Genomic DNA, 24,099 nt, shown 5'->3' on the forward strand with positions numbered 1-24,099 from the left:
CATTGAGGGCTTTTCTTATCTCTGATATAAAAAACATTTATAATAATGGAAATTTACTTTTATCCTTTTAGGTGTCCTCCCGTGTCTATTCAAGAAATTCGTCATCCACTTATTCGTCATAAATTAGGTTTATTACGCCGTGCTGACATTAGTACTAAGAATTTCCGTGAACTCGCTCAAGAAGTAACCATGCTTTTAACTTATGAAGCAACCAAAGATTTACCTGTGTGTGATCATGAGATTGATGGCTGGAATGGTAAAGTCACAGTAGACAGAATTGCGGGTAAAAAAATCACTGTAGTGCCGATTTTACGTGCTGGTATTGGCATGTTAGAAGGTTTTTTAAATCTTATCCCAAGTGCTAAAGTTTCAGTCCTCGGTTTAGAACGTGATGAAGAAACTTTGGAAGCACGTACTTATTATAAAAAATTGGTTCCAGATGTACAAAATCGTTTAGCCATGATTATTGACCCAATGTTGGCGACAGGTTCATCTTTGGTTGCTGCGATTGACGTGTTAAAAGCAAGTGGCTGTAAAGATATCCGTGTTATGGTTTTGGTTGCAGCACCTGAAGGGATCAAACGTGTTGAAGCCGCACACCCTGATGTGACGATTTTTACCGCTTCAATTGATCAAGGTTTAAATGAACAAGGTTATATCGTGCCAGGTTTAGGTGATGCTGGAGATAAAATTTTTGGTAGTGTGCAAAAAGATTAAAATTTAGTATCATCGAAGGAGGCTATAGGGGGCCTCCTTTTTAATGATAAGAGAATAAAAAATGTTCAGAAAAGGGACTGTTACCTTTTTCGATAATGATTTAGGACAAGGTCTAATTGAATTAAATGATCATCAACAAGTTGTTTTTAAATTAGAAGATTTTTCAAATCAGTTGCTTCTTCCTCAAATTGGTGAGCGGATTAAATGTGTCGTTTTAGAGCAAGATGGTGGTTTATTCGCCAAATTTATCGTACGTTTAGATCATAAAAACTATGTGAATGATCAAAACAAGCCCTCCGTTCCACATCTTTATTCAGAAAATGCCTATGAGCATATTAGAAATGTTCGCAAAGCGCTGAAAAAGAGAAGGGGATTGGCTGATGAAGGCTTACAGAACCCTCAAACGAAAATTCACACTGAACTAGGCATTTTACCTGACGCTATTCCAGATATTGACTTGGTTGCACAACAACAAGACATCTTTGTCGAGCCCATTCAAACAACAATCAATGACCCAGTGCTTGAAGAATCGGACGGAGATTTAAATCAAGCCAAAGAGATTGAACCTGTAGCGCAAACACAAGTTGACCTTTCCACTAAAGTTATCCAGAATACTGAATTGCAAGACCAAACTCATACAGTTGATAACATTAAACCCATTGAAGAAAGTGATGCTAATACTGTTGTTGATGTGGGGGGAGTGGGTCGAAATATTGAAATCGCTGAGGGCAATCAGAGCGCAGTGTTGCTTGGGTCCTTAGAGGTGATAGAAGATAGTCAAAATTTTAAAGGGGATGATTTATATTTTAACAGCCAAATTGATCGGCAGTTGCTTGAAAAGCATATGGATTTAACTGCATTTCAACGTTTAATTCAAAAGTTGAAAGTTAAATTTTTATATTCCAAACGCAAACAAGCTGTCAAGAAAATTCGATCTGAAAAGCGCAAGACGTTGAACCCTTGGGTGGTGATCGTCGCGGTGGTGATATTCATTGCGGTAAGTTCTGTGATGTATGCAATGGATCGTTATAAGCAGTACAAAGTTGAGGCTGAAATGAGACTTCAACAATATCAACAAGAACAAAAGGACAAGATTAAACAGCAGAAACGAAAGGCATATTCACACTAAACATCTGAAACGAGTTGAATATATTTTGCGATTCATACTTATTTTAAAAGAGAAGTTATATGTTTTATTTGGGGCAAATCATTGAATATCATCATGATAAAGGTTACGGACTTTTATTGGATCATAATTCAGCGCAATCTGTAATATTTTACATCGCTGATTTTCCAAAAGAAGGTGGTCAGCCGAAAAAAGGGGAAACCATAAAATATGTAATCATCAATGCACATGGAACATTGAAAGCACATCAAATGATTCGTTTAGATGTTGCGATGAGTAATGACTTAAAAAATAAAAAGATCAATATTGATAAGCAAAAAAATATTTTAAGACGAAGTAAAAATGAAGGGCAGAAATTCGGTTTTATGTCTGTGGTGATTTTGGTGATTGTTTTTGGCTTCGTTTATTTTAGTTTTGCCACATGGAATCAATACCAAACCTATCAGGAAGAACAACATGCTAAATTTGCATTGTTAGAACAACAACAGAAGCAAATCGTTGAGCAACAGCGCAAAGAGATTGGTTATGTCAAACCAGTAAAGTTTAGTGAAAAATCCCAAAATGCTTTAAATAGTCATCATCATTCAGTGCAAAAACAGAATGAAGCAGAATCCGTACAAAACAACACCGCTGTATCGACAACAGCATCAACGGAAAAATCACCTTATCAATGCGATGGTCGTACCCATTGCAGCCAAATGACATCTTATGATGAGGCGGTATTTTTTATTAAAAATTGCCCCAATACACAAATGGATGGTAACCATGATGGTCGACCATGTGAACGGCAATTTGGTAAGTAGTTGTGCTAATCGAATAATTATAAAAAAGCTCCAAGAGGAGCTTTGGTTTTAACCATTTTCACAAAATTTTAGGAAGGCTCTTAAGCCCGGTCCTTGGTACTTTTGACGATGTACCAGCATATATAGCGGGCGAGCAAGTTGCCAGAATGGGGTATTTAAAATCACCAATTGTCCTTTGTCGAGCAAAGGCTGAATTGCCAATTTAGAAATACATGACATTCCTAGACCTCCAGCAACGATTTTTAAAATCGCTTCATTATGCCCTAGGGTCAAGCGGATATTGGCATCTTCAAGATCTTTTAGAATGGCATTGTCAAAGACTTCACGTGTTCCAGAACCTTCTTCACGTAAAATCCATTCAACATGCTGGAAGTCAGACTGCTTTAATTCACGATGTAAATTTGCCAGTGGGTGATTAGGCGAACAACATACCGCGAGTTCGTCATCGCGCCAGTGAATACATTGAAGTTGTGGTAGGAAGCATGAACCTTCAATCAATGCCAAATCGAGTTGGAATTGGTTGACCGCTTCAATCATTTGGCGGGTATTACCAACTTGGAGCTGTAAATGCGCTTGAGGTTGAACTTGTAAAAAGTTTGCCATTAAGTCTGGCATTAAATAATCACTGATGGTCAGTGTTGCACCAATCCGTAAATCAATACTTTGTAGTTCACCTTTGGCTGCTTGTTCAAAGGCTTCACAGCGACCTAAAATTTCTAAAGCTTGAGGAAGTAAGAAACGACCAAGATCATTAAGCTGTAAGCGCTTACCAAGACGATCGAAAAGCGGAGCACCCAGTCCATCTTCTAAATCTGCCAAAGCCATACTTGCCGCACTTTGAGTCAACCGAACCGCATCACTTGCTTTGGTCACGGTACCTTCTTGAGCGACAGCAACAAAAACCGCCAACTGGCGTAAAGTCATTCGCATAAGTAGAGCCTTAACATTTTAATATTCATAGATTATATAGTCATGCTACCATGAGGACTATGTTTCATGCCACGAAGAAATCATGTCAATTGAAAAATTTAGCATAGAAAAGGTTTTGTCTGTTCAGCGTTGGACTAATACACTTTTCAGTTTCACCATGACTCGACCTGCCCATTTTAAGTTTACCGCAGGGCAATTTGCTCGCATTGGTTTAAAAGTGGGTGATGATTTGGTGGTAAGGGCATATTCCGTGGTTTCATCCCCATTTGATGAAACACTCGAATTTTTTTCAATCGTTGTTCCTGATGGTGCATTTACCTCCAATTTACAGCATTTACAAGTTGGTGATGCGCTTTATTTGGAAAAAATTCCCTATGGATTCTTAACTTTAGCACGTTATCAATTGCCGCTGCCTAAAGATTTGTGGTTGTTGGCAACAGGTACAGGTTTAGCACCTTTTATTTCGATGCTACAAGATTTTGAAACTTGGTCAAAGTACGAAAAAATTAATCTGGTGTATAGCGTAAGAACTGAATCTGAATTGGCTTATGTTGATCGGATCCAAGAAATTGCCCAGCTTTTTGGTGAGGGGCATACAGGTTTTAAATTTATCCCGATTGTTACGCGTGATCCCAATGCAGCCTTACATGATCGTTTACCGATTTTGATTGAAAATGGTGAATTGGAAAAAGCCGCTGATTTAAAATTCAATGCAGAGACTACTCATGTCATGCTATGTGGAAACCCACAAATGGTAGATGATACCAAAGCCGCATTAAAAGCCCGTGGTTTGACGATGAATCGTCGCGGTGAAGGCAATATTGCTGTAGAGAATTATTGGTAAATCGCTTGATCGCCAGCAGCAATTTTATCAATCATTTTAGATAAGAGAAGCGACTAAGCGTCTTCTCTTAAATTCTTTCATGTCAGAACCAAACACTTTTTAGCTAAAAGATAATTGCTGAGTGAGTGGTGTATATGCTGTTAATCGCTCGGTTGAATAAGCTTTTGCATCAACACATGTATCTTGATTGAGCATCAATTGTCTTAATAACTGTGCTGAAGCAGGTCCCATACATAAGCCATTACGGTAATGTCCAAAATTTGCCCATAAGTTATTCAGTTCAGGCATTTTTCCAATATATGGAATGCCTGTCGGTGAACTTGGACGTAATCCTGCCCATTGCTTGACGATGGGGAAGTTTGCCAATTCAGGGACCATTTCGATACAGGCTTTATAAATATTTTGTTGTGTTTGTACATTTGGACGCTTATCAAATCCGATATGGTCCATGCTTGAACCGCATACGATATGACCATCTCGGCGTGGGATCAAATACATCACATTGTTCATACACATGGTGGGTAACCAGTTTTCCGGGGTTTTAAATAACATCATTTGTCCCTGAACGGGTTCTACTGGGATTGAAAGCTGTAATTGTTCTGCCCAGCAATGTGACCATGCACCCGTCGCAATCACAAATTGGTCTGCGACAAAACGTTGTCCATTGGTACTTTCAACAGACTGAATTTTTTGATTTTGAATATTAAATTTTTCGATCCATGTATTTTCATACACTTCAACTTGAGGGTGTTGTTTGAGATAGCTGATCAGTGATTTAAGAAGCCGTGGATTTCTAACATTGGCTAAATGTGGAAAATAAATTGCATGTTGAAACTGTGCTGAAATATGGGGGTTGACGGTTTCAAGCTGCTCTCTTTGCAGGTATTCACAATGCTGCATCGGTTCTTGATACTGGTCTTTATAATTCAGTCCAAGCTCAAAATCTGCTTCATCAAAAATTAACATTCCTGTGTCATGGATTTGAAAGTCTATCCCTGTTTTAGGTTGTAGTTTCTCATTCCATTGTTGGTAAAGTTGTTTGCCGTGTTGTGCCAGATGATTGACTTCATTGGGATATCTCCACGGATACATGGGTGACAGAATACCGCCACCCGCCCATGAAGCAGCATGTCCAGCATGTTGTTGATCGAACAGGGTGATGGTGCAGCCTTGTTCAACAAGCTCAAGCGCGCTGAGTAAGCCACTTACTCCAGCACCAATAATGGCGATATGCATTGTGTATTCTGTACCAATTTAGATTTTTAATCCCCACCTGCAAAAGCAATACTGCTTATCTTTTGAAAGAGGGGACTTTCCATTCACGACTGAATCAGTCATAGGCTCCTCCCTTTTAAAAGGTGAGGAACCATGAGTTCAGTAAGGGAGGGATGATTTACTTCATCTCTTTTAATTGACGTGCTGCATCTTCTGCATAATAGGTCCAAATACCATCTGCACCTGCACGACGGAAGCACATCAAGGATTCCATAATCACGCTTTCAGATAACCAGCCATTTTGGATGGCTGCTGCAAGCATGGCATATTCACCACTGACTTGATAAACAAAGGTCGGGACACCAAAGGTATCTTTAACTTCACGTACCACATCCAAATACGGCATACCGGGTTTGACAATCACCATATCCGCACCTTCTTGAATATCAAGGGCGATTTCATGCAGTGCTTCAGCACGATTACCGACATCCATTTGGTAGTTATACTTATTACCACCTTTTAGGTTGGATGATGAGCCAACTGCATCGCGGAAAGGACCGTAGAAACTAGACGCATATTTTGCAGAGTACGCCATGATGCTGGTATAAATAAAATCGTTACTTTCTAAAGCTTGGCGGATTGCACCAATACGGCCGTCCATCATGTCACTTGGCGCGATCACATCTGCACCTGCTTCAGCATGGCTTAAGGCTTGTTTGATCAGGCATTGAACCGTTTCATCATTTAATACATAACCTGTATCGTCAATAATGCCGTCCTGACCATGTGTGGTATAAGGATCTAATGCACCATCCGTGATGAGTACCATCTCAGGCAGTTCTTTTTTTAACAAACGTAAAGTATTTTGAACTAAACCATCTTCATGCCACGCAGCTTCAGCTGTTAAACTTTTGTCTTGTTGTGGTGTAACAGGGAATAAGGCAAGTTTTGATACACCAAGTTCTAATAGGGTTTCTGCTTTTTTCAACAATAAGTCTGCTGACAATCGTTGAACATTTGGCATACTTGGTACATCTTGGCTTTGGTTTTGTCCCGGAAGTACAAATACTGGATAAATGAGATGATCTGCTGTGAGTTGAGTCTCTCTTACCATTGCTCGAAGCTTATCGTTTTTACGGATACGGCGCATACGAGTAGCTGGAAAAGCAGGACGATTGAACGTATAAGTCATAACAATCTCGATGTTCAGTATTAAACTAGGCATATATTGTAGCCCTTTCATATATTTTTTGGGAAAAAGCTGAAAATTTTTCTCAATATTGGTTTCGAAATGATGATGAGTGATTCTTCTAAAACTGATTCTGCGCCTAGCGAATCGCAAAAAAAGTGGACTGGTAATTTACATTTAGGTGCGAAAGCAGATCTAAATGTGGTGCTTAACCAACTCACTAAAGCGTTTAATGGTTCGCCTTATTTTTCACATAACAATATGCAAATGCGTGTTGTTAATGATGAGATTGAAGGCTATATCGAAATGAAACCGTATTTGATTGGCAATGTCGCATTTCAAATTTTACATGGTGGTGTGGCCGCGACATTGTTGGATAGTATTGGTGGAATTGTAGCAATGGGGGAGTTGTATAAACGTGCAGAGCCAGACCAGTTGCCAGACACATTAAAGAAAGTTTCTCGTTTAGCGACAGTTGATATGCGTGTGGATTATCTTGCACCTGGGCGCGGTGAATACTTTATTGCCAAAGCTGAAACTTTGAGAATGGGGCGAAAAGGTTGCACCATGCGTATGACCATGTTCAATAATGAAGGTAAGGCGATTGCGACAGCCATTGCTTCTTATGCCTATTGATCAAGCTGACTAAGTGTACTAATCAGTACACTTTTGTATTCATTGTGTCAATATAAGCCAGTAAAATACATTTTTTGCTGGCTTATTTTTTTTCAAAAAAATATGAATATCAATAAGATTGCCCTCTTTTATAAAGATAAACTATAGAGTAATATTTTTATTCTCATAATATGATTTTTACCTGTAAAATTGGGCACCACAATTTTAAGAAGTTGACTTATTCAACCATCAAGCAACGTCATATAGATATGATTAAGCAGTTTTTCAGTTTATATCTCCAAAATGCAAAGATGTTTTGACAAGTCTAAGTAAGCTAGGAACATGCGATGACTGACGCGCAAACGACGAATGCCTCTCCAAATGATGAAAATCAAGCGCAAGCGGATTTGGAAGCCAAACAAAAACGTAAAAAAATGCTGAAGATTTTTGCCATTATTGTTGTTGTAGCTGCAATTCTATATGCAATTTGGGCTTTTATTTTTGGCAATATTGTTGAAACGGACAATGCCTATGTCGGTGCTGAAACTGCTGAAATCACCTCAATGGTCAGCGGACAAGTTGCTGAGGTTTTGGTCAGTGATACTCAACAAGTGAAAAAAGGCGATGTACTTGCGATTATTGATAATCGTGATGCAAAAATCGCTGTTGCAGAAGCTGAAGCGGCGTTGACCAAAGCTAAGCGTCAATATACCCAAAGCTCGGCAAATAGCAGTTCCTTGTCCTCACAGATTTTAGTCAGTGCAGATGATATTAACAGTGCCAAAGCACAAGTGGCACAAGCCGATGTGGCATATCAACAAGCACAGCAAGAATTTGCACGCCGTCAGCAGTTAAGCGCGACAGGTGCAATCTCTAAAGAAGAATTTAGCAAAGCACAAAGTGCTTTAAACAATGCCAAAGCAAATGTCGATGTGGCAAAGGCAGCATTGGCGCAAACAGAATCTAAGCGTAAAGCTGCACAAAGTAATTTAGATGCCAATGAAGCTTTAATTCGGGGGACCTCACAAAGTTCAACCCCTGATGTATTGGTGGCTCAAGCGAAACTCGATCAAGCACTTTTAGATTTACAACGTACAGAAATTAAAGCGCCGTTAGATGGTGTGATTGCTCGTCGTAGTATTCAAGTGGGACAGCGTATTGCACCTGGGACAAGTTTGATGAAAGTGGTTCCTTTGGCTGAACTTTATGTGGATGCAAACTTTAAAGAAAGTCAGTTGCAAAATGTGAAAGTTGGTCAGAAGGCAACCCTCACTTCAGACCTCTATGGCAAGAAAGTAGAGTATCACGGTACGGTGATCGGCTTTTCTGGTGGTACAGGTTCAGCATTTGCGTTGATTCCTGCACAGAATGCGACAGGTAACTGGATTAAAGTGGTTCAACGTCTTCCTGTACGTATCAAACTCGATCCTAAAGAGTTGGCTGAGCATCCATTACGTGTGGGTTTATCCATGAATGCTGAGGTTGATACCTCTTCAGCGAAGTAATCACTTATGAATACAGCAACGTTTCAAAGTGAGCTTAAAGGTGGGCGCTTACTTCTCGCCGCCTTCTTTTTAGCACTTGCCAATTTTATGGTCGTACTGGATATGACCATTGCCAATGTTTCTGTGCCCCATATTACCGGAAGTTTAGCAGTATCAAGTTCTCAAGGGACTTGGGTGATTACCTCCTATGCCGTTGCTGAAGCCATCTGTGTACCTTTAACCGGTTGGCTTGCAGGACGCTTTGGCGCTGTTCGGGTATTTACCATCAGTCTGATTGGCTTTACCACATTTTCAATTCTTTGTGGCTTATCCAATAGTTTGGCGATGTTAGTGATCTGTCGTATCGGACAAGGTTTATTTGGTGGTCCAATCATGCCACTCAGTCAAACTTTGTTGATGCGTATTTTCCCACCCGAAAAGCATTCTCAAGCAATGGGGATGTGGGCAATGACGACGGTTGTTGGACCGATTCTAGGTCCTATTTTAGGTGGTACGATCAGTGATAACTGGTCATGGCATTGGATTTTCTTTATCAATATTCCAGTGGGTGTGATTTGTGCTGTTGGGGTGATGCGCCTATTAAAAGTTGCTGAAACACCAATTGCTAAACTCCCGATTGATACCATTGGTCTAACGCTGCTGATCGTTTGGATTGGCGCATTACAGTTAATGCTCGATTTGGGGCATGAGCGAGATTGGTTTAATAACAGCTTTATTTGTATTTTGGCTGTGATTTTGGTGGTTGGATTTATTGCCTTTTTCATCTGGGAATATTATGAAAAACATCCCATCGTCAATATACAAATTTTCCGATACCGTGGTTTTACCATTGCAACAATCTCATTGGCTTTTGCCTTTGCGGCATTCTTTGGCAGTATTGTACTCATTCCACAATGGTTACAGATTAACTTGGGCTATACCGCATCTTGGGCAGGTTATCTGACGGCGACAATGGGCTTTGGTAGCTTGATGATGTCGCCTGTGGTTGCCAAACTTGCGACTAAATATGACCCAAGAGCCTTGTCGAGTTTTGGGCTGATGATTTTGGGTGGCGTCACATTAATGCGTTCATTTTGGACCAGTGATGCTGACTTTATGGCGCTGGCGTTACCACAGATTATTCAAGGTTTTGCGGTACCGTTCTTCTTTATCCCACTGTCTAATATTGCTTTAGGTGTAGTACGTCCAGATGAAGTGGCTTCTGCTGCGGGTTTGATGAACTTTATGCGAACCATGGCAGGGGCAATTGGTGCATCTATTGCGGTGACCATTTGGGATGATCATACCAAACTGGCACGTAGTGAAATCGTGTCGACTATGCATGTTGAGGAAACTCAGCGTAACTTGGTCAACAGTGGTTTTAGTCCTGAAATGGCGTTGGGTACCATTTCCAACTTGGTGGATAAAGAGGCTTTAACGCTTTCGGTTAATCATGTGTTTTTGATCTTTGCGATGATCTTTATTTTTGCAGGATTGATTATTTGGTTATGTCCAAAACCAAAAGGTAATGTCGGCGCAGGGCATGCACATTAGAATTTAAGTTGTATAGAAGCCTACTGAAAAGTGGGCTTTTTTATCGCTACAATGACAACAGATCAAGACTATTTTTTGCTATTTTATCTATTGATCAAGATCAGGGTATAATACACCGATTGTGTACCGCGATGAGTAATATGTATGAAGCCTGAATTCCAGCAAGGAAAAATCAAACAATACGATGCCGATAGAGGCTTTGGCTTTATTGGTGGACTTGAACAAGATATTTTCTTTCATATTTCGGATTTTCCGCTTGCAGAGGGTGAGCCAAAGCGAAATGAAAGAGTTAAATTTATCGTTGTTGAAAATAACGGCAAGTTAAAAGCAACCAAAATTGAGCGTGTTGAAGATCAATCAGCAAAAGCCAAAAAGACCAGAATTGTTGAAAACAATAAGTCGATTACTAATAATTTGTTGTCTAATTTTAGAAAGTAATAACGTGGGCTCGACCTTATTACACCTTTAACTTACTGAAAAAAATGATCTTGGCGGAGTCTTACTGAATTCTCATTCAATTTCAGGATCAGCCTGCGGCTCGCCCTACTTTTGTTTCGACATGAGGAGCTAAGCTCCTCAAGGGTAACCATCTTGCGCAGCTACATCGCTGCTTACCGCAAAACTCGTCGACCACCAGCAACGGATTCAATGAATCGCAGAAACAATACTTTATCAATGAAGTCCTGCCTCAGACAGTTGCGGATGACGTTTCCGAGTATCATATTTCATCAAGAGTTTTATATCGAACTCAGGTTAATAGATATTTGGTTTCAAGGGCATTTGATTTAAATGCCTTGTATCTCTAAAAGACCAATTAAATTTAATGTTTTGCCAGCTATCTATTGGCTTTTGTGTATGAACAGGATCAGAGTAAATTATTGGGCCATCCCATCTTGAATGATCCTATGGATTATTGTGGATAGGGATTCCCCTTAAATTCCTAAAATTATCTGATAAGGTTTAAACCCATCCAATACGACATTAGCAATCAAATCAATAAATGGTCCAGTATCATCATTCGCCATCCATTGATCTAACGCTTCATAGTAAGCTAATCGATTTTCTACAGTAATTACACTTGGTGGATAACCCGCTTTAAGCAATTCAAGGTTCATCAATAAGCGAGATGTGCGACCATTTCCATCAACAAAGGGATGGATCGCTACGAAATCTGCATGAACTTTGGCTGCTCGTTCAACTGGATGTAATTTATGAGCATCACGATTATACCAATCAATAAACTGAGCCATTTTATCATTGAGCAATGTGTGGTCTGGTGGGGTAGTCGTAGCACCTGAGATTAAGACATTTTGTTGACGGTATCGCCCAGCATTTTCATCATCAATATTTTTTAAGATGAATTGATGAATATTACGAATTTGCCATTCTGAAAAGGGTTCTTGCCTTTTGATAATATCTTCAACATACAAAATTGCATCACGATGATTGATCGCTTCAAAATGCTCTCTTAATGCTTTACCACCTATCGTAATTCCTTCAAGGACAACCTTAGTTTCTAACAAGGTTAAAGTATTGCCTTCAATGGCATTGGAGTGATAAGTCCAACGTAATATGAGGTCTTCGTGTAGATTTTTGACAATTGTAGATGAAAGAGGTCGATGCTGATCTAATTTAGCTTTTAAATCATCAATGATCTCAAACATGTTTTATCTCTACAGACGAAATAAAATGATCATACATGAAAAAATGATTGCAATAAAATCTAACCGCTACCTCTATCATTCGCTGTATGGCGAGGAGAGCTATTGTAGGCATTAGAGTCGTTAATTAAAGTATGCTTTGGGTTGTTTAATCATTATAAAATTCAATTATTTAAAATTTATTTTTAATAAAGTGTTAAGGATTTAAAATCAACTTTTTACTGAACGGAGGCATCTATCAAGCCTCCCAATTTATGTACAAGTCCCTCTTTAATAAAAAGGGACTTGCTCTTATTTTATAAAAGGGTTTCGAATTAAGAAACCGAATCATCCAAATTCGGAGCTAACCAACGTTTGGCTTCATCCAAAGTCCAATTCTTACGCTTTGCATAATCTTCTAGCTGATCTAACGCAATTTTACCCACGTTAAAGTATTCAGACTGTGGGTTGGCATAGTAGAAACCACTAACACTTGATGGTGGCCACATTGCAAAACTGCTGGTCAATTGGGTACCAATCTTATCCGTGGTGCCTAACCAATCAAACAAAGACGCCTTTTCAGAATGCTCAGGACAAGCTGGGTAGCCCGGTGCAGGACGAATACCGACATACTTCTCCTTAATTAATTCTTCATTAGAGAGTTGTTCATCTGCCTGATATCCCCAGAACTCTTTACGAATACGTTCATGTAAATGTTCTGCAAACGCTTCAGCAAAACGATCACCCAAAGACTGAGCAAGAATGGCGGAGTAATCATCCCCTTTGGCTTTATACTCATGTGCCATTTCTTCCGCACCAAAAATTGAAACGGTAAAACCGCCCAAGTAGTCTTTGGCTTGTGCTTTGGTTGCAACAAAATCAGCCAAAGACAAATTCGGTTTACCTGTGACTTTATCTGATTGCTGACGAATATGATGGAAGGTATGGGTTACAGATTGACCATCTTCATTAAAGACTTCAACGGAGTCTGCTGCTGAACGGTTTGCAGGATAAATCCCAAAAACGGCACGCGCATCGAAACGTTTATTATCAATAATGTCTTTTAACATTGCCTGAGCCTGATTATATAAATCAGTTGCAGCTTCACCGACAATCTCATCTTGTAAAATTTTCGGGAATTTACCCGCCAAACTCCAAGAGATAAAGAATGGGGTCCAGTCAAAATATTCCACCAATGTATCAAGAGGATAATCGGTCAATGTTTGCAAACCAATAAAGTTTGGTTTTACTGGTGGATTGGCGGCAAAGTCAATTTTTAGACCATTTTCAATGGATTCTGTATACGACAATTTAGCTGCTTTTGGTTGCTTGTTGGCAATACGTTCACGTACTTTTTCATATTCAGCACGATGTTCATCGACAAATTTAGGCTTCATTTCAGGAGACAGTAGGGTGGTTGCAACACCGACCGCACGAGAAGCATCTGCAACATAGATCACCGCATCATTTGAGTATTGCGGATCAATTTTTACTGCAGTATGTGCTTTCGATGTGGTTGCACCACCAATCAACAGTGGGATTTTAAAACCCTTGCGTTGCATTTCTTTTGCAACAAACACCATTTCATCAAGCGATGGGGTAATCAAACCTGATAAGCCGATAATATCGACTTTTTCATCAATCGCAGTTTGTAAAATTTTCTCGCAAGACACCATGACACCAAGGTCAACAATGTCATAACCATTACACCCCAGTACAACACCGACAATGTTTTTACCAATATCGTGTACATCGCCTTTTACAGTCGCCATCAACACTTTACCTTTAGATTGGCTGCCTGTTTTCTCAGCTTCAATGTACGGGTTTAACCATGCTACGGCTTGCTTCATCACGCGTGCAGATTTGACCACTTGAGGTAAGAACATTTTACCTGAACCAAATAAGTCACCGACCACATTCATGCCATCCATCAATGGACCTTCAATCACATCAAGTGGACGTTTGGACTTTAAGCGGGCTTCTTCAGTATCTTCATCGATAAAGCTGGTAATCCCTTTGACCAGTGCATATTCAAGACGCTTTTCAACAGGTTCATTACGCCATTCAAGGTTTTCAACTTGTTTTTGGGCAGCACTTTGACCACGGTACTGTTCAGCAACTTCAAGCAATTTTTCAGTTGCATCTTGACCGCTGTCACCTTGATTCTGGTTGAGAATGACATCTTCAACAGCGGCTTTCAGCTCTTTAGGAATATCATCATAGATGGCCATCTGCCCCGCATTGACAATCCCCATGGTCATGCCTTGTTTGATGGCATAGTAAAGGAATACAGAGTGAATGGCTTCACGGACAGGTTCATTGCCACGGAAAGAGAATGATACGTTCGACACACCACCAGAAATCATGGCATGTGGTAAGTTTTGTTTAATCCAGCCTGTTGCTTCAATAAAGTCCACTGCATAGTTATTGTGCTCTTCAATCCCTGTTGCGACAGCAAAAACGTTCGGGTCAAAAATAATGTCTTCCGCAGGAAAACCGATTTCATTAACGAGCACATCGTAAGAACGCTTACAGATTTCACGTTTACGTGCAGCAGTATCTGCCTGACCGGTTTCATCAAATGCCATCACAATGACAGCAGCACCATATTGACGGCATAAACGTGCTTTATGGACAAACTCGTCATAACCTTCTTTTAAGGAAATCGAGTTAACAACAGGTTTACCTTGTACACATTTTAGCCCTGCTTCAATGATTTCCCATTTAGAGGAGTCAATCATGATCGGCACTTTAGAAATTTCAGGCTCAGATGCAACCAGATTTAAGAAATGTACCATCGCATTTTGCGAATCGAGCATTCCTTCATCCATATTGATGTCAATGATTTGTGCACCTGAAACCACTTGCTGTAAAGCAACATCAAGTGCTTCTGCAAAGTTTTCTTCACGGATTAAACGGAGGAATTTTTTAGAACCCGTGACATTGGTACGTTCACCGACATTGACGAACAATGAGTCGTCATAAATATTAAATGGCTCTAAACCACTGAGGCGACATGCAGGCTTGATGTCAGGAATTTTACGCGGTGGTATGTCTTTGACCGCATTATAAATGGCACGAATATGGTCAGGTGTTGTACCACAACAGCCACCAGTGATATTGATCAAACCACTTTCAGCAAATTCTTTTAGGAAGGCTGCTGTTTCTTCTGGTGTTTCATCATAGCCACCAAATGCGTTCGGTAAGCCAGCGTTTGGATGCGCTGAAACAAAAACATCGGCAACATCTGATACAGTTTTGACATGTGGACGCATGGCATCTGCACCCAAGGCGCAGTTAAATCCTATCGACAATAAATCGCCGTGACGAACAGAGTTCCAGAATGCTTCTGCGGTTTGTCCTGTTAAGGTACGGCCAGAAGCATCAGTAATTGTGCCTGAAATCATCAGTGGTAATTCACGGCCAAGCTGTTTAAAGGCTTCTTTTACCGCAAAAATTGCTGCTTTACAGTTTAAGGTATCAAACACCGTTTCAATGAGAAGGATGTCTGCGCCACCTTCAATTAAAGCATGTGTGGCTTCAATATAATTTTCTTTGAGTTCATCAAAGGTAATGTTACGAAACGCGGGATCATTCACATTTGGTGAGATAGAGCAAGTACGTGATGTTGGTCCCAATACCCCAGCAACAAAACGTGGTTTGTCAGGGGTTGAGTATTTTTCACAAGCAGCTTTGGCTAGACGGGCCGCTTCAAAGTTAATCTCATGGACTAAGTCTTCCATGTGATAGTCAGACATTGAAACACGTGTGCCGTTAAAGCTATTGGTTTCAATAATGTCAGCACCAGCATCTAAGTAAGCTTCATGGATGCCTTGAATAATTTGTGGCTGAGTTAACACCAAAAGGTCATTGTTGCCTTTTAAATCAGATGCCCAGTCAGCAAAACGCTCACCACGGTAATCAGCTTCTTCCAGTTTATGGCGTTGGATCATAGTTCCCATTGCACCATCAATAATTAGGATGCGTTTGGCAAGAAGCTCTTTTAACGTGGTAAGCGTGGACATTAAAACTCTCAATAAAATCGGATTTTAAAAATAGCCGATATATTATCAGAATGTAGACTTTCAAGGTACCAATCTTGACATACTTCCTGATGACAGATTTTTGATCGAGACAATTTAAAAAAATTCAAATAATTCATTCTAAAAAATCATGCATTTATGGTGATTCATGATCTTTTTGCACAATCGAAGAAAAACATTGAAACCTTAATTGTGAGTGTTAAATTAATCACATAATTTATTATAAATGTGAGATAAGAAAATGAATAAGGTCTATAAAATCGTTTGGAATGAATCTTTGGGCACTTGGTGTGCGATTTCTGAGGTATCCAAGACACGGGGTAAACGATCTTCAGCTAAAACAACTGTTGCAGGTGCGTTATTGGCAATTTCAGCATTGACTATGTCGAGTATGGCAGGGGCGGCTGATCACTATGTCAGTATCAATGATGGAGGTACTCAAGGGGGAAATTATAATAATGATGGAGCAACAGGTCTCAATGCGATCGCTGTAGGTGTAGGCGCTAAGGCGGCTGGTGAAAATGATATTGCCATCGGTTCTGGAGCACAAGCAATGGGTGGTCGTGCCGTGGTGATCGGCCTCAATGCGGGGAATGGAAATATTTCCGATGGGGATGCCAATGTACTGATTGGTATGAACGCAGGTACAAACAATGATGGTCGTTGGAATACAAGTGTTGGATCAAACAGTGGGCATAACACCAAAGGACAAAGAAATACAGCTTTGGGTGACTATGCTGGTCGTGATGTCTCAGGAAATGGCAACATAGGATTGGGTGCGAGTGCAGGTGTAAAAGTTACGGGTGAAACTAATCTTGCTGCTGGTGCATCGGCTGGCGGTGATGTAGCGGGAAGTCATAACACTGCTTTGGGGCGAACATCAGGTGTTGATGTGATTGGTAACTCAAATACTGCGACTGGACTCGACTCCGGCAGTATGGTTAGAGGAAGCAGTAACTCAGCTTATGGTCAGTTGTCTGGTCGTAGTGTTACTGGTGATAGTAATGTGGCTATTGGTGTAAGTTCAGGTAGCAATATTTCAGGGAATTACAATGCTGCATTAGCCTATGGAGCAGGTAACAACAGTGTGGGAAGTGGTAACACTGCTTTAGGTTTTACAGCGGGTAGCGAAGTCAATGGTGATTCCAATAGTGCAGTAGGTGATTCAGCAGGACAAAGAGTTAGAGGGAACCAAAACACTGCTCAAGGTCGGGTGGCGGGCCAAGATATTTTTGGTCACCAAAATACAGCAGTAGGTGCAGGAGCTGGCTCTAGCGTGGGTACTAACACGAACGATAGTAATTATAACAGTGCTTTTGGTATCAATGCGGGTCGCAATGTCCAAGGTAATAGTAATATTGCTCTTGGTGATACAGCGGGTAATAAGGTTAAGGGAAGTAGTAACTCAGCTTATGGTCAGATGTCTGGTCATAGTGTTACTGGCGATAGCAATGTAGCTATTGGTGATACTGCGGGTAATAACGTTACAGGTAACCGTAATGTCGCCTTGGGGCGGGCAGCGGGTCAAGGACTAAGCAATGTAGATGATGCAACCAGTCTAGGAAGTGGGGCAAAGGCAGCTGTTAGTAACAGTGTTGCTTTAGGTGCGAATAGTGAAGCGGTTCGTGATGTAAACAGTGAAGATGCTTATGTACCGTTAGGTAGAACGATTGTCGCAGCCAATGCAACGGGTGGTGAAGTATCAGTAGGTACGATTGGAAAAGAACGCCGTATTAGCAATGTTGCAGCGGCGAGCCAAGATACTGATGCAGTAAACTTATCACAACTTAAAGCAGTTCAGGCTGCAACAACTACACATTATTTTAGTGTCAACGATGGTGGTACCCAAGGCGGGAATTATAATAATGATGGAGCAACAGGTAAAAATGCTTTAGCTGTGGGCATCGGAGCTAAGGCGGCTGGTGAGAATGCGATTGCCATTGGTAATGTCACCAGCGATGCTGCAAATAGTATTGCGATTGGTAACAATAATTCCCTAAGTAATAGCGCAAATTCTAGTACTGCAATTGGGCACAATAACAATGTTACAGGCAGTGACGCTTTAGCTTTAGGTGCTAACAATACTGTAAAAGATTTCTCTGGTGTTGCAGTAGGCAGTTATAACAATGCTGAGGGGTATCGTTCTATTGCAGTCGGTGCGGAAAATAAAACTAAAGGTCAATGGTCTTCTGCATTTGGTGTTTGGAATATCGCAGAAGGAGAGCGAGCTACCGTTTTAGGTGCCAATAATACAATCCAAGGTCGTCGTGCTTTAGGTATGGGTGTCGCCAACGAGATTTCAAGTGCAAGTGAATATAGTTCAGCTGTTGGTGCATTTAATAAAATTACAGACAGTATGAAGTCCTTGACTGCGGGTTTTAGAAATACGGTTAGTGGTGGTGAGAAAAATAATGTTCTCGGGAACGAAAATACACTGAATAATGCCAAAAATACGACTGTATTAGGCAATAAAAACACGGTTGCTCAAGAGAATACTCAAGTCCTCGGTAATAATGTTACAACAACTCAAGCCAACAGTGTTGTCTTGGGGAATGAATCGACTGACCGTGCTGCAACTACTATAGATAAAGTGACGATTAATGGCGAGGATTATGCCTTTGCAGGTGTGGGGTCTGCTGCCAATGGCGTCGTCAGTGTGGGTAAAGTGGGTAGTGAACGTCAAATTATCAACGTTGCTGCAGGTGAAATTAGTGCAAGCAGTACAGATGCTGTTAACGGTTCACAGTTACATGCCACAAACCAAGCGGTTGAAAAGTTATATGCTGGTGCAGGAGATACAACTCATTATGTCAGTATCAATGATAGTGGCACTCAAGGCGGGAATTATAATAATGATGGGGCAACAGGTAAAAATGCTGTAGCAGTTGGTGTAGGTGCGAGTGCAACTGGTGAGAACGCGATTGCCATTGGTTTAAATGCAGGTATCAATAATGATGGTGGCTGGAATACCAGTGTTGGATCGAATAGTGGAAAAAATACCAAAGGCCAAAAAAATACAGCTTTAGGTGATGATGCAGGTCGTGATGTCACAGGAAATAACAACACTGGATTGGGGGTGAATGCGGGTGTAAACGTTGTTGGTGATAGTAACCTTGCTGTGGGTGATTCGGCTGGTGAAAACGTTACAGGCAACCGTAATGTTGCTTTGGGTCGAGCAGCGGGTCAAGGGCTAAGCAATGTAGATGATGCGACCAGTCTAGGCAGTGGGGCTAAGGCTGCTGTTAGTAACAGTGTTGCTTTGGGTGCAAATAGTGAGGCGATCCGTGATGTAAACAGTGAAGTTGCTTATGTACCACTAGGTACTACGATTGTTGCAGCCAATGCCGCGGGTGGTGAAGTGTCAGTGGGGACGGTTGGAAAAGAACGCCGTATTAGCAATGTTGCAGCAGCGAGCCAAGATACTGATGCAGTAAACCTATCACAACTTAAAGCAGTTCAGGCTGCAACAACTACACATTATTTCAGTGTTAATGATGGTGGTACTCAAGGTAATAACTACAAAAATGATGGTGCGACGGGTAAAAATGCTTTAGCTGTAGGCCGTGCTTTAGCGGGTGGTGAATCGTCAGTTGCTATTGGAGATGGTGCATCTGCAAAAGCCGATTTTTCTACCGCAGTGGGCTTTTTGAATACTGTAACTGGTAAAAACTCTACAGCGATTGGTGCGAGTAATAACGTTGCTCAAGATAATACTCAAGTCCTTGGCAATAATGTCACAACGACCCAAGCCAACAGTGTGGTCTTAGGTAACGCATCCACAGATCGTGTAGCAACTGTAGTAGATAAAGTCAGCATTAATGGCGAGGATTATGCCTTTGCTGGTGTAGGATCAACAGTCAATGGTGTCGTCAGTGTCGGTAAAGTCGGTGGTGAAAGACAAATCATCAATGTAGCTGCAGGTGAAATTAGTGCAAGCAGTACAGATGCTATTAACGGTTCACAATTACATGCCACAAACCAAGCGGTTGAAAAACTTTATGCTGGTGCAGGGGATATGACTCATTATGTGAGTATCAATGATGCTGGTAACAAAGCGGGTAATTATAACAATGATGGTGCAAGTGGAGCACTTGCTGTAGCGGTAGGTGTTGGTGCGAGTGCAAAAGGAGATGGCGCTACTGCGCTTGGCCTTAATTCATCTGCCAAGAGTAAAGATGCGGTTGCGATTGGAACGGATACACGTGCCGAGCTGGAAGGTAGTGTTGCACTTGGTAAAGGCTCAGTTGCTAATACTGCGGCGGGTATTGCAGGCTTTGATCCATTGACAGGGTTTGGTTCTAGCAATACAGGGAGTACATGGCGAAGTAGTGCAGCAGCATTTTCTGTGGGAGATGTCTCAAGGGGGATCACTCGTCAAATTACTGGTGTAGCAGCGGGTACAGCAGATACAGATGCGGTCAATGTTGCACAATTAAAGGCTGCAATGTCTAAAACCAATGAAGCTAAAGGTTCTACAGAAACTGTAAGTGCAGGTAAAAATACTGAAGTAACGAAAACCACTAAGGCAGATGGTTCAACCGATTATCAAGTTGCAACCAAAGATGATGTGAGTTTTGATTCAGTAACGGTGGGTAATATTAAGGCTGATTCACAAAACAATACCATCAGTGGTTTGGCTGACGGTAAGGTGAGTGCCGATTCTGATCAGGCCATTAATGGTAGTCAATTACATGACACCGCTGAAAGCGTCGCAAATGCATTGGGCGGAAATGCAAAAGTTAATCCAGATGGAACGATCAAAACCAGTAATATTGGAAATACAGGTAAAGACAATGTGCATGATGCAATTGCTTCAATACATGGACAGGTTGCCGGTGCTAAAACCAGCGTGTCTGCAGGTAAGAACACTGTTGTAAACAGTAGTACCAATGCAGATGGTTCAAATAACTATCAAGTGGCTTTAGCAGAGGATATTCAGTTAAATTCTGTTACTGCAAATCAAGTCACATCAAAGCAAGTGACAGCGAATAAGGTCAATGTGGGTAAAGTCACGATTGATGGGACAACAAATAAAGTCAGTGGTTTAGCAAATGGTGAAATTACCTCAAGCTCTACGGATGCCATTAACGGTTCACAATTACACCAAACCAATAGCAGTGTGGCGCAACATTTAGGTGGCGGTTCCACACTGAACAAAGATGGTTCGATTGGTGCACCCACCTACAATGTCGCAGGGGGAACCTTCCATAATGTAGGGGATGCCTTGGGCGCTATAGATACTCGGGTAAGTAATCTGGAACAAGCTTTCTATGACACCAATAAAAACATGGATGACTTGCGTAACGATACTTATGCAGGTATCGCAGGTGCGATGGCGGTAGGTAACTTACCACAACCCACTGAAGCGGGTATGAGTATGGTTAGTGCGGGTGTTTCGGGTTACCGAGGTGAAACTGCTGTGGCAATCGGGGTGAGTGCCATTACTGACAGCAATAAGATCGTCTGGAAAATGGGTGCTTCTGCTGACAGCCGTAGCAATATTGGTGGTGCCGTGTCTATGGGCTATCAGTGGAAATAATTTTAATTAGACACAAGTATTCAATTTACATTCAGAATTAGCTTTCGAGATGATCTTAAGTCAAAAACTCAGTGTTTACAGAACGCTGAGTTTTTTATTCAAACTAGAAATTGAAAAGTGAATGATTGCTTAATCTGTTAGAGCAAGCTGTTAAAAAGTGTGTGAAAAATTACTTGGATGATCTCTTTATTTTTTCACACATTATTTGTCTAACACATGCAATTCAAGACGATTTTTTGATCAGGCAGAGTACTTTAGTGAAAGGAAAATTGTTGGCGTTAAACTTGCATAGATTCAGTAAACGGGATTTATTGGAAAATATTTAAAAATAAAGTTAAAAGCATGTTTGTTTTTTCATCAATTTGTCATAAATTTCATGAAAAATGGTAATGCCAAATGATGAATAACTTAAATTGGTCTGAAATATTACAAATATTATTTCAGTCTGAAATATAATATTTTGCTTAAGTTATATTGAATTTATCAGTGTAAGATACTAATTATAAATAATAAAAATATTAATTTTGTCGCTTATGTAGCGAAATACTGAAGTGAAATAATTATAAATTTCACTTCATATGACCTCTATTTGTCATATAATTGTCACAATTTAATTGAACAATAAGCGCATTCTAATATTCGCTAACTTTCTGCATGAATTCGAATTTACCTCCCGTCTCAGATTCTGCACAATCGTCTCAAGCTGCTAAATCGACGAATGTACATGTACCAACACCGAAATTTTTTATGCCGGTGTTTCTGACGATTATCATTGCTACCTTGATTTATATTGGGGTGCAAGTTAGTGCAGATTTAGCACATGTTCCACCGTTAAGCCTTTATTCAGTGATTCTTTTAGCGACAGCGTTATTTATCGCTTTGGGTTTTGAGTTTGTAAATGGTTTTCATGATACAGCCAATGCTGTAGCAACCGTGATTTATACCAATGCATTGCCTGCACCTGTAGCAGTGATGTGGGCAGGCTTTTGTAACTTCCTTGGGGTAATGGTTGCCAGTGGCGCAGTTGCGTATGGAATTATTGCCTTACTTCCTGTTGAACTGATCATGAATGTAGGCAGTGGCGCTGGTTTTGCTATGGTTTTTGCCATGCTGATTGCGGCGATTCTGTGGAATTTAGGCACTTGGTTCTTAGGTATTCCGGCATCAAGCTCTCACACTTTGATTGGCTCAATTTTGGGTGTAGGCATCATGAACTACATTTTGCACGCTTCAACGGGTGCAAGTGGTGTAGACATGGATCAAGTGCTTAAAGTGGGTAAAGCATTACTGTTTTCTCCTTTGATTGGTTTTGCATTTGCAGCAATTGTATTTTTGATTGTTAAAAAAATATTTAAAAAACAACTTGAGTTGTTCCAACCCCCTGAAGGCAATAAGCCACCACCACCTTTGATCCGTGCAATTCTGATTTTCACCTGTACCGGTGTAAGCTTTGCACATGGTTCAAATGACGGGCAAAAAGGTATGGGCTTAATCATGCTGATTTTGATTGGTATTGTGCCTTTGGCTTATTCGTTGAATAGAGGATTAGACCAACAACATTTACAATCATTCTCACAATTGTCTGGTCAAACCGCGACGGCAATTTACGCACAACATGCTGATATTCCAGATGAACAAGCACGTGTGACCATCACTAAGTTTATCCAAACCAAAGAAATGAATCCTGAAGTTGTTCCTGCATTGGCCAGTTTGACTGATCATTTGGGGGAGCGCGTTGGTAAATTTGGTGATCTCAAAGATATCCCAGAAGCTGAAGTATCTTCATTACGCAATGATATGTACTTAAGCACCACGGCTTTTAAACGCTTGGATAAAGCTGATCAACTTCCAAAAATGGATGAAGCTCAAGGCAAAGTGGTAAAAGAGTATCGCAAAAACTTAGATTCTTTCCTCCAATATATTCCAAACTGGGTAAAAGTTGCTGTGGCATTGGCACTGGGTTTAGGAACAATGGTGGGTTGGAAACGTATTGTGGTTACTGTGGGCGAGCGTATTGGTAAACATCATATGACCTATGGTCAAGGGATGTCTGCTGAACTGGTGGCGATGACTACAATCGCTGCTGCAGATGGTTTTGGTTTACCTGTTTCAACGACTCATGTACTCAATAGTGCGGTTGCGGGAACCATGGTTGCCAATAAAACTGGATTAAATTTTGCAACAGTCAAAACGATTCTTTCTGCATGGATTTTTACCTTACCTGCAACGATTTGTTTATCAGGTGGTTTATTCTGGCTATTTTTAAAAGTATTTTAATTTAAAAGCTAGAGATGGCGATTGTTTTAAAAGCTGAATGATCGTTATTATCTGAATTTAAAAGAAAATGAGTGCACTTTGGTGCACTTTTTTTTATTTGGATAATGGAATTTTAAAATATGA

General features: G+C 40.6%; 15 protein-coding genes. 10 read left to right on the forward strand and 5 right to left on the reverse strand.

Annotation, left to right across the window (positions count from 1 at the left end; translation table 11 throughout):
- Positions 1–81 precede the first annotated feature (81 nt).
- The 3 genes from upp to AC07U8_RS04200 all read left to right on the forward strand — a co-directional run bounded on the left by upp (position 82) and on the right by AC07U8_RS04200 (position 2,646).
- Positions 82–717 (forward strand): uracil phosphoribosyltransferase, encoded by a 636-nt coding sequence (upp, locus tag AC07U8_RS04190; protein WP_004722821.1) that lies wholly within the window; start codon positions 82–84, stop codon positions 715–717.
- A 61-nt stretch (positions 718–778) separates the two neighbouring features.
- Entirely contained in the window at positions 779–1,846 is a 1,068-nt protein-coding gene (locus AC07U8_RS04195; protein ID WP_303577078.1) for a hypothetical protein, read from the forward strand.
- Between the two features lie 59 nt (positions 1,847–1,905).
- The gene (locus AC07U8_RS04200) at positions 1,906–2,646 is read left to right on the forward strand and encodes an excalibur calcium-binding domain-containing protein (protein WP_494737384.1); all 741 of its coding nucleotides are present in this window, start codon (positions 1,906–1,908) and stop codon (positions 2,644–2,646) included.
- 48 nt (positions 2,647–2,694) lie between these two features.
- Here the strand turns inward: AC07U8_RS04200 and gigC are convergent, their stop codons facing one another.
- Positions 2,695–3,576, reverse strand: coding sequence for a LysR family transcriptional regulator GigC (gigC, locus tag AC07U8_RS04205; RefSeq protein ID WP_004722815.1), 882 nt, complete (start codon positions 3,574–3,576; stop codon positions 2,695–2,697).
- A gap of 82 nt (positions 3,577–3,658) precedes the next feature.
- Here gigC and AC07U8_RS04210 point away from each other — a divergent pair, with 82 nt between their 5' ends.
- On the forward strand, positions 3,659–4,420 hold the full coding sequence (locus AC07U8_RS04210; RefSeq protein ID WP_494737385.1) for a ferredoxin--NADP reductase: 762 nt from the start codon (positions 3,659–3,661) through the stop codon (positions 4,418–4,420).
- A gap of 99 nt (positions 4,421–4,519) precedes the next feature.
- Here the strand turns inward: AC07U8_RS04210 and thiO are convergent, their stop codons facing one another.
- Positions 4,520–5,656: a glycine oxidase ThiO gene (gene thiO / locus AC07U8_RS04215; RefSeq protein ID WP_494737386.1), complete on the reverse strand. Its 1,137-nt coding sequence runs from the start codon at positions 5,654–5,656 to the stop codon at positions 4,520–4,522.
- Between the two features lie 157 nt (positions 5,657–5,813).
- Positions 5,814–6,827 carry a porphobilinogen synthase gene (gene hemB / locus AC07U8_RS04220; RefSeq protein ID WP_016539219.1) on the reverse strand — a complete coding sequence of 338 codons (1,014 nt, stop codon included), beginning with the start codon at positions 6,825–6,827 and terminating at the stop codon, positions 5,814–5,816.
- Positions 6,828–6,926: 99 nt separating this feature from the next.
- Between hemB and AC07U8_RS04225 the strand changes: the two genes are divergently transcribed.
- From AC07U8_RS04225 to AC07U8_RS04240, 4 genes are all read left to right on the forward strand, one after another.
- Positions 6,927–7,460, forward strand: coding sequence for a thioesterase family protein (locus AC07U8_RS04225; RefSeq protein ID WP_004722808.1), 534 nt, complete (start codon positions 6,927–6,929; stop codon positions 7,458–7,460).
- Positions 7,461–7,786: 326 nt separating this feature from the next.
- Positions 7,787–8,944 (forward strand): HlyD family secretion protein, encoded by a 1,158-nt coding sequence (locus AC07U8_RS04230; protein ID WP_004819348.1) that lies wholly within the window; start codon positions 7,787–7,789, stop codon positions 8,942–8,944.
- 6 nt (positions 8,945–8,950) lie between these two features.
- Positions 8,951–10,477 (forward strand): DHA2 family efflux MFS transporter permease subunit, encoded by a 1,527-nt coding sequence (locus AC07U8_RS04235; RefSeq protein ID WP_004819350.1) that lies wholly within the window; start codon positions 8,951–8,953, stop codon positions 10,475–10,477.
- A gap of 144 nt (positions 10,478–10,621) precedes the next feature.
- On the forward strand, positions 10,622–10,915 hold the full coding sequence (locus AC07U8_RS04240) for a cold-shock protein (protein ID WP_004819352.1): 294 nt from the start codon (positions 10,622–10,624) through the stop codon (positions 10,913–10,915).
- 494 nt (positions 10,916–11,409) lie between these two features.
- Here the strand turns inward: AC07U8_RS04240 and AC07U8_RS04245 are convergent, their stop codons facing one another.
- Positions 11,410–12,141 carry a Fic family protein gene (locus AC07U8_RS04245; protein ID WP_315074681.1) on the reverse strand — a complete coding sequence of 244 codons (732 nt, stop codon included), beginning with the start codon at positions 12,139–12,141 and terminating at the stop codon, positions 11,410–11,412.
- Between the two features lie 311 nt (positions 12,142–12,452).
- Positions 12,453–16,142 (reverse strand): methionine synthase, encoded by a 3,690-nt coding sequence (metH, locus tag AC07U8_RS04250; RefSeq protein ID WP_494737387.1) that lies wholly within the window; start codon positions 16,140–16,142, stop codon positions 12,453–12,455.
- 259 nt (positions 16,143–16,401) lie between these two features.
- Between metH and AC07U8_RS04255 the strand changes: the two genes are divergently transcribed.
- Positions 16,402–21,699, forward strand: a complete 5,298-nt coding sequence (locus AC07U8_RS04255; protein ID WP_494737388.1) for a YadA-like family protein — start codon at positions 16,402–16,404, stop codon at positions 21,697–21,699.
- Between the two features lie 654 nt (positions 21,700–22,353).
- Entirely contained in the window at positions 22,354–23,976 is a 1,623-nt protein-coding gene (locus AC07U8_RS04260) for an inorganic phosphate transporter (RefSeq protein ID WP_056514663.1), read from the forward strand.
- Positions 23,977–24,099 lie beyond the last annotated feature (123 nt).

The organism is Acinetobacter sp. GW821-FHT01E09, from assembly GCF_059422385.1.

Bases quoted from the DNA above. Each gene is read 5' to 3' on its own strand.
- AC07U8_RS04195 (WP_303577078.1), top strand. From the start codon at position 779: ATGTTCAGAAAAGGGACTGTTACCTTTTTCGATAATGATTTAGGACAA.
- AC07U8_RS04200 (WP_494737384.1), top strand. From the start codon at position 1,906: ATGTTTTATTTGGGGCAAATCATTGAATATCATCATGATAAAGGTTAC.
- gigC (WP_004722815.1), bottom strand. From the start codon at position 3,576: ATGCGAATGACTTTACGCCAGTTGGCGGTTTTTGTTGCTGTCGCTCAA.
- AC07U8_RS04210 (WP_494737385.1), top strand. From the start codon at position 3,659: ATGTCAATTGAAAAATTTAGCATAGAAAAGGTTTTGTCTGTTCAGCGT.
- thiO (WP_494737386.1), bottom strand. From the start codon at position 5,656: ATGCATATCGCCATTATTGGTGCTGGAGTAAGTGGCTTACTCAGCGCG.
- hemB (WP_016539219.1), bottom strand. From the start codon at position 6,827: ATGACTTATACGTTCAATCGTCCTGCTTTTCCAGCTACTCGTATGCGC.
- AC07U8_RS04225 (WP_004722808.1), top strand. From the start codon at position 6,927: ATGATGATGAGTGATTCTTCTAAAACTGATTCTGCGCCTAGCGAATCG.
- AC07U8_RS04230 (WP_004819348.1), top strand. From the start codon at position 7,787: ATGACTGACGCGCAAACGACGAATGCCTCTCCAAATGATGAAAATCAA.
- AC07U8_RS04235 (WP_004819350.1), top strand. From the start codon at position 8,951: ATGAATACAGCAACGTTTCAAAGTGAGCTTAAAGGTGGGCGCTTACTT.
- AC07U8_RS04240 (WP_004819352.1), top strand. From the start codon at position 10,622: ATGAAGCCTGAATTCCAGCAAGGAAAAATCAAACAATACGATGCCGAT.
- AC07U8_RS04245 (WP_315074681.1), bottom strand. From the start codon at position 12,141: ATGTTTGAGATCATTGATGATTTAAAAGCTAAATTAGATCAGCATCGA.
- metH (WP_494737387.1), bottom strand. From the start codon at position 16,142: ATGTCCACGCTTACCACGTTAAAAGAGCTTCTTGCCAAACGCATCCTA.
- AC07U8_RS04255 (WP_494737388.1), top strand. From the start codon at position 16,402: ATGAATAAGGTCTATAAAATCGTTTGGAATGAATCTTTGGGCACTTGG.
- AC07U8_RS04260 (WP_056514663.1), top strand. From the start codon at position 22,354: ATGAATTCGAATTTACCTCCCGTCTCAGATTCTGCACAATCGTCTCAA.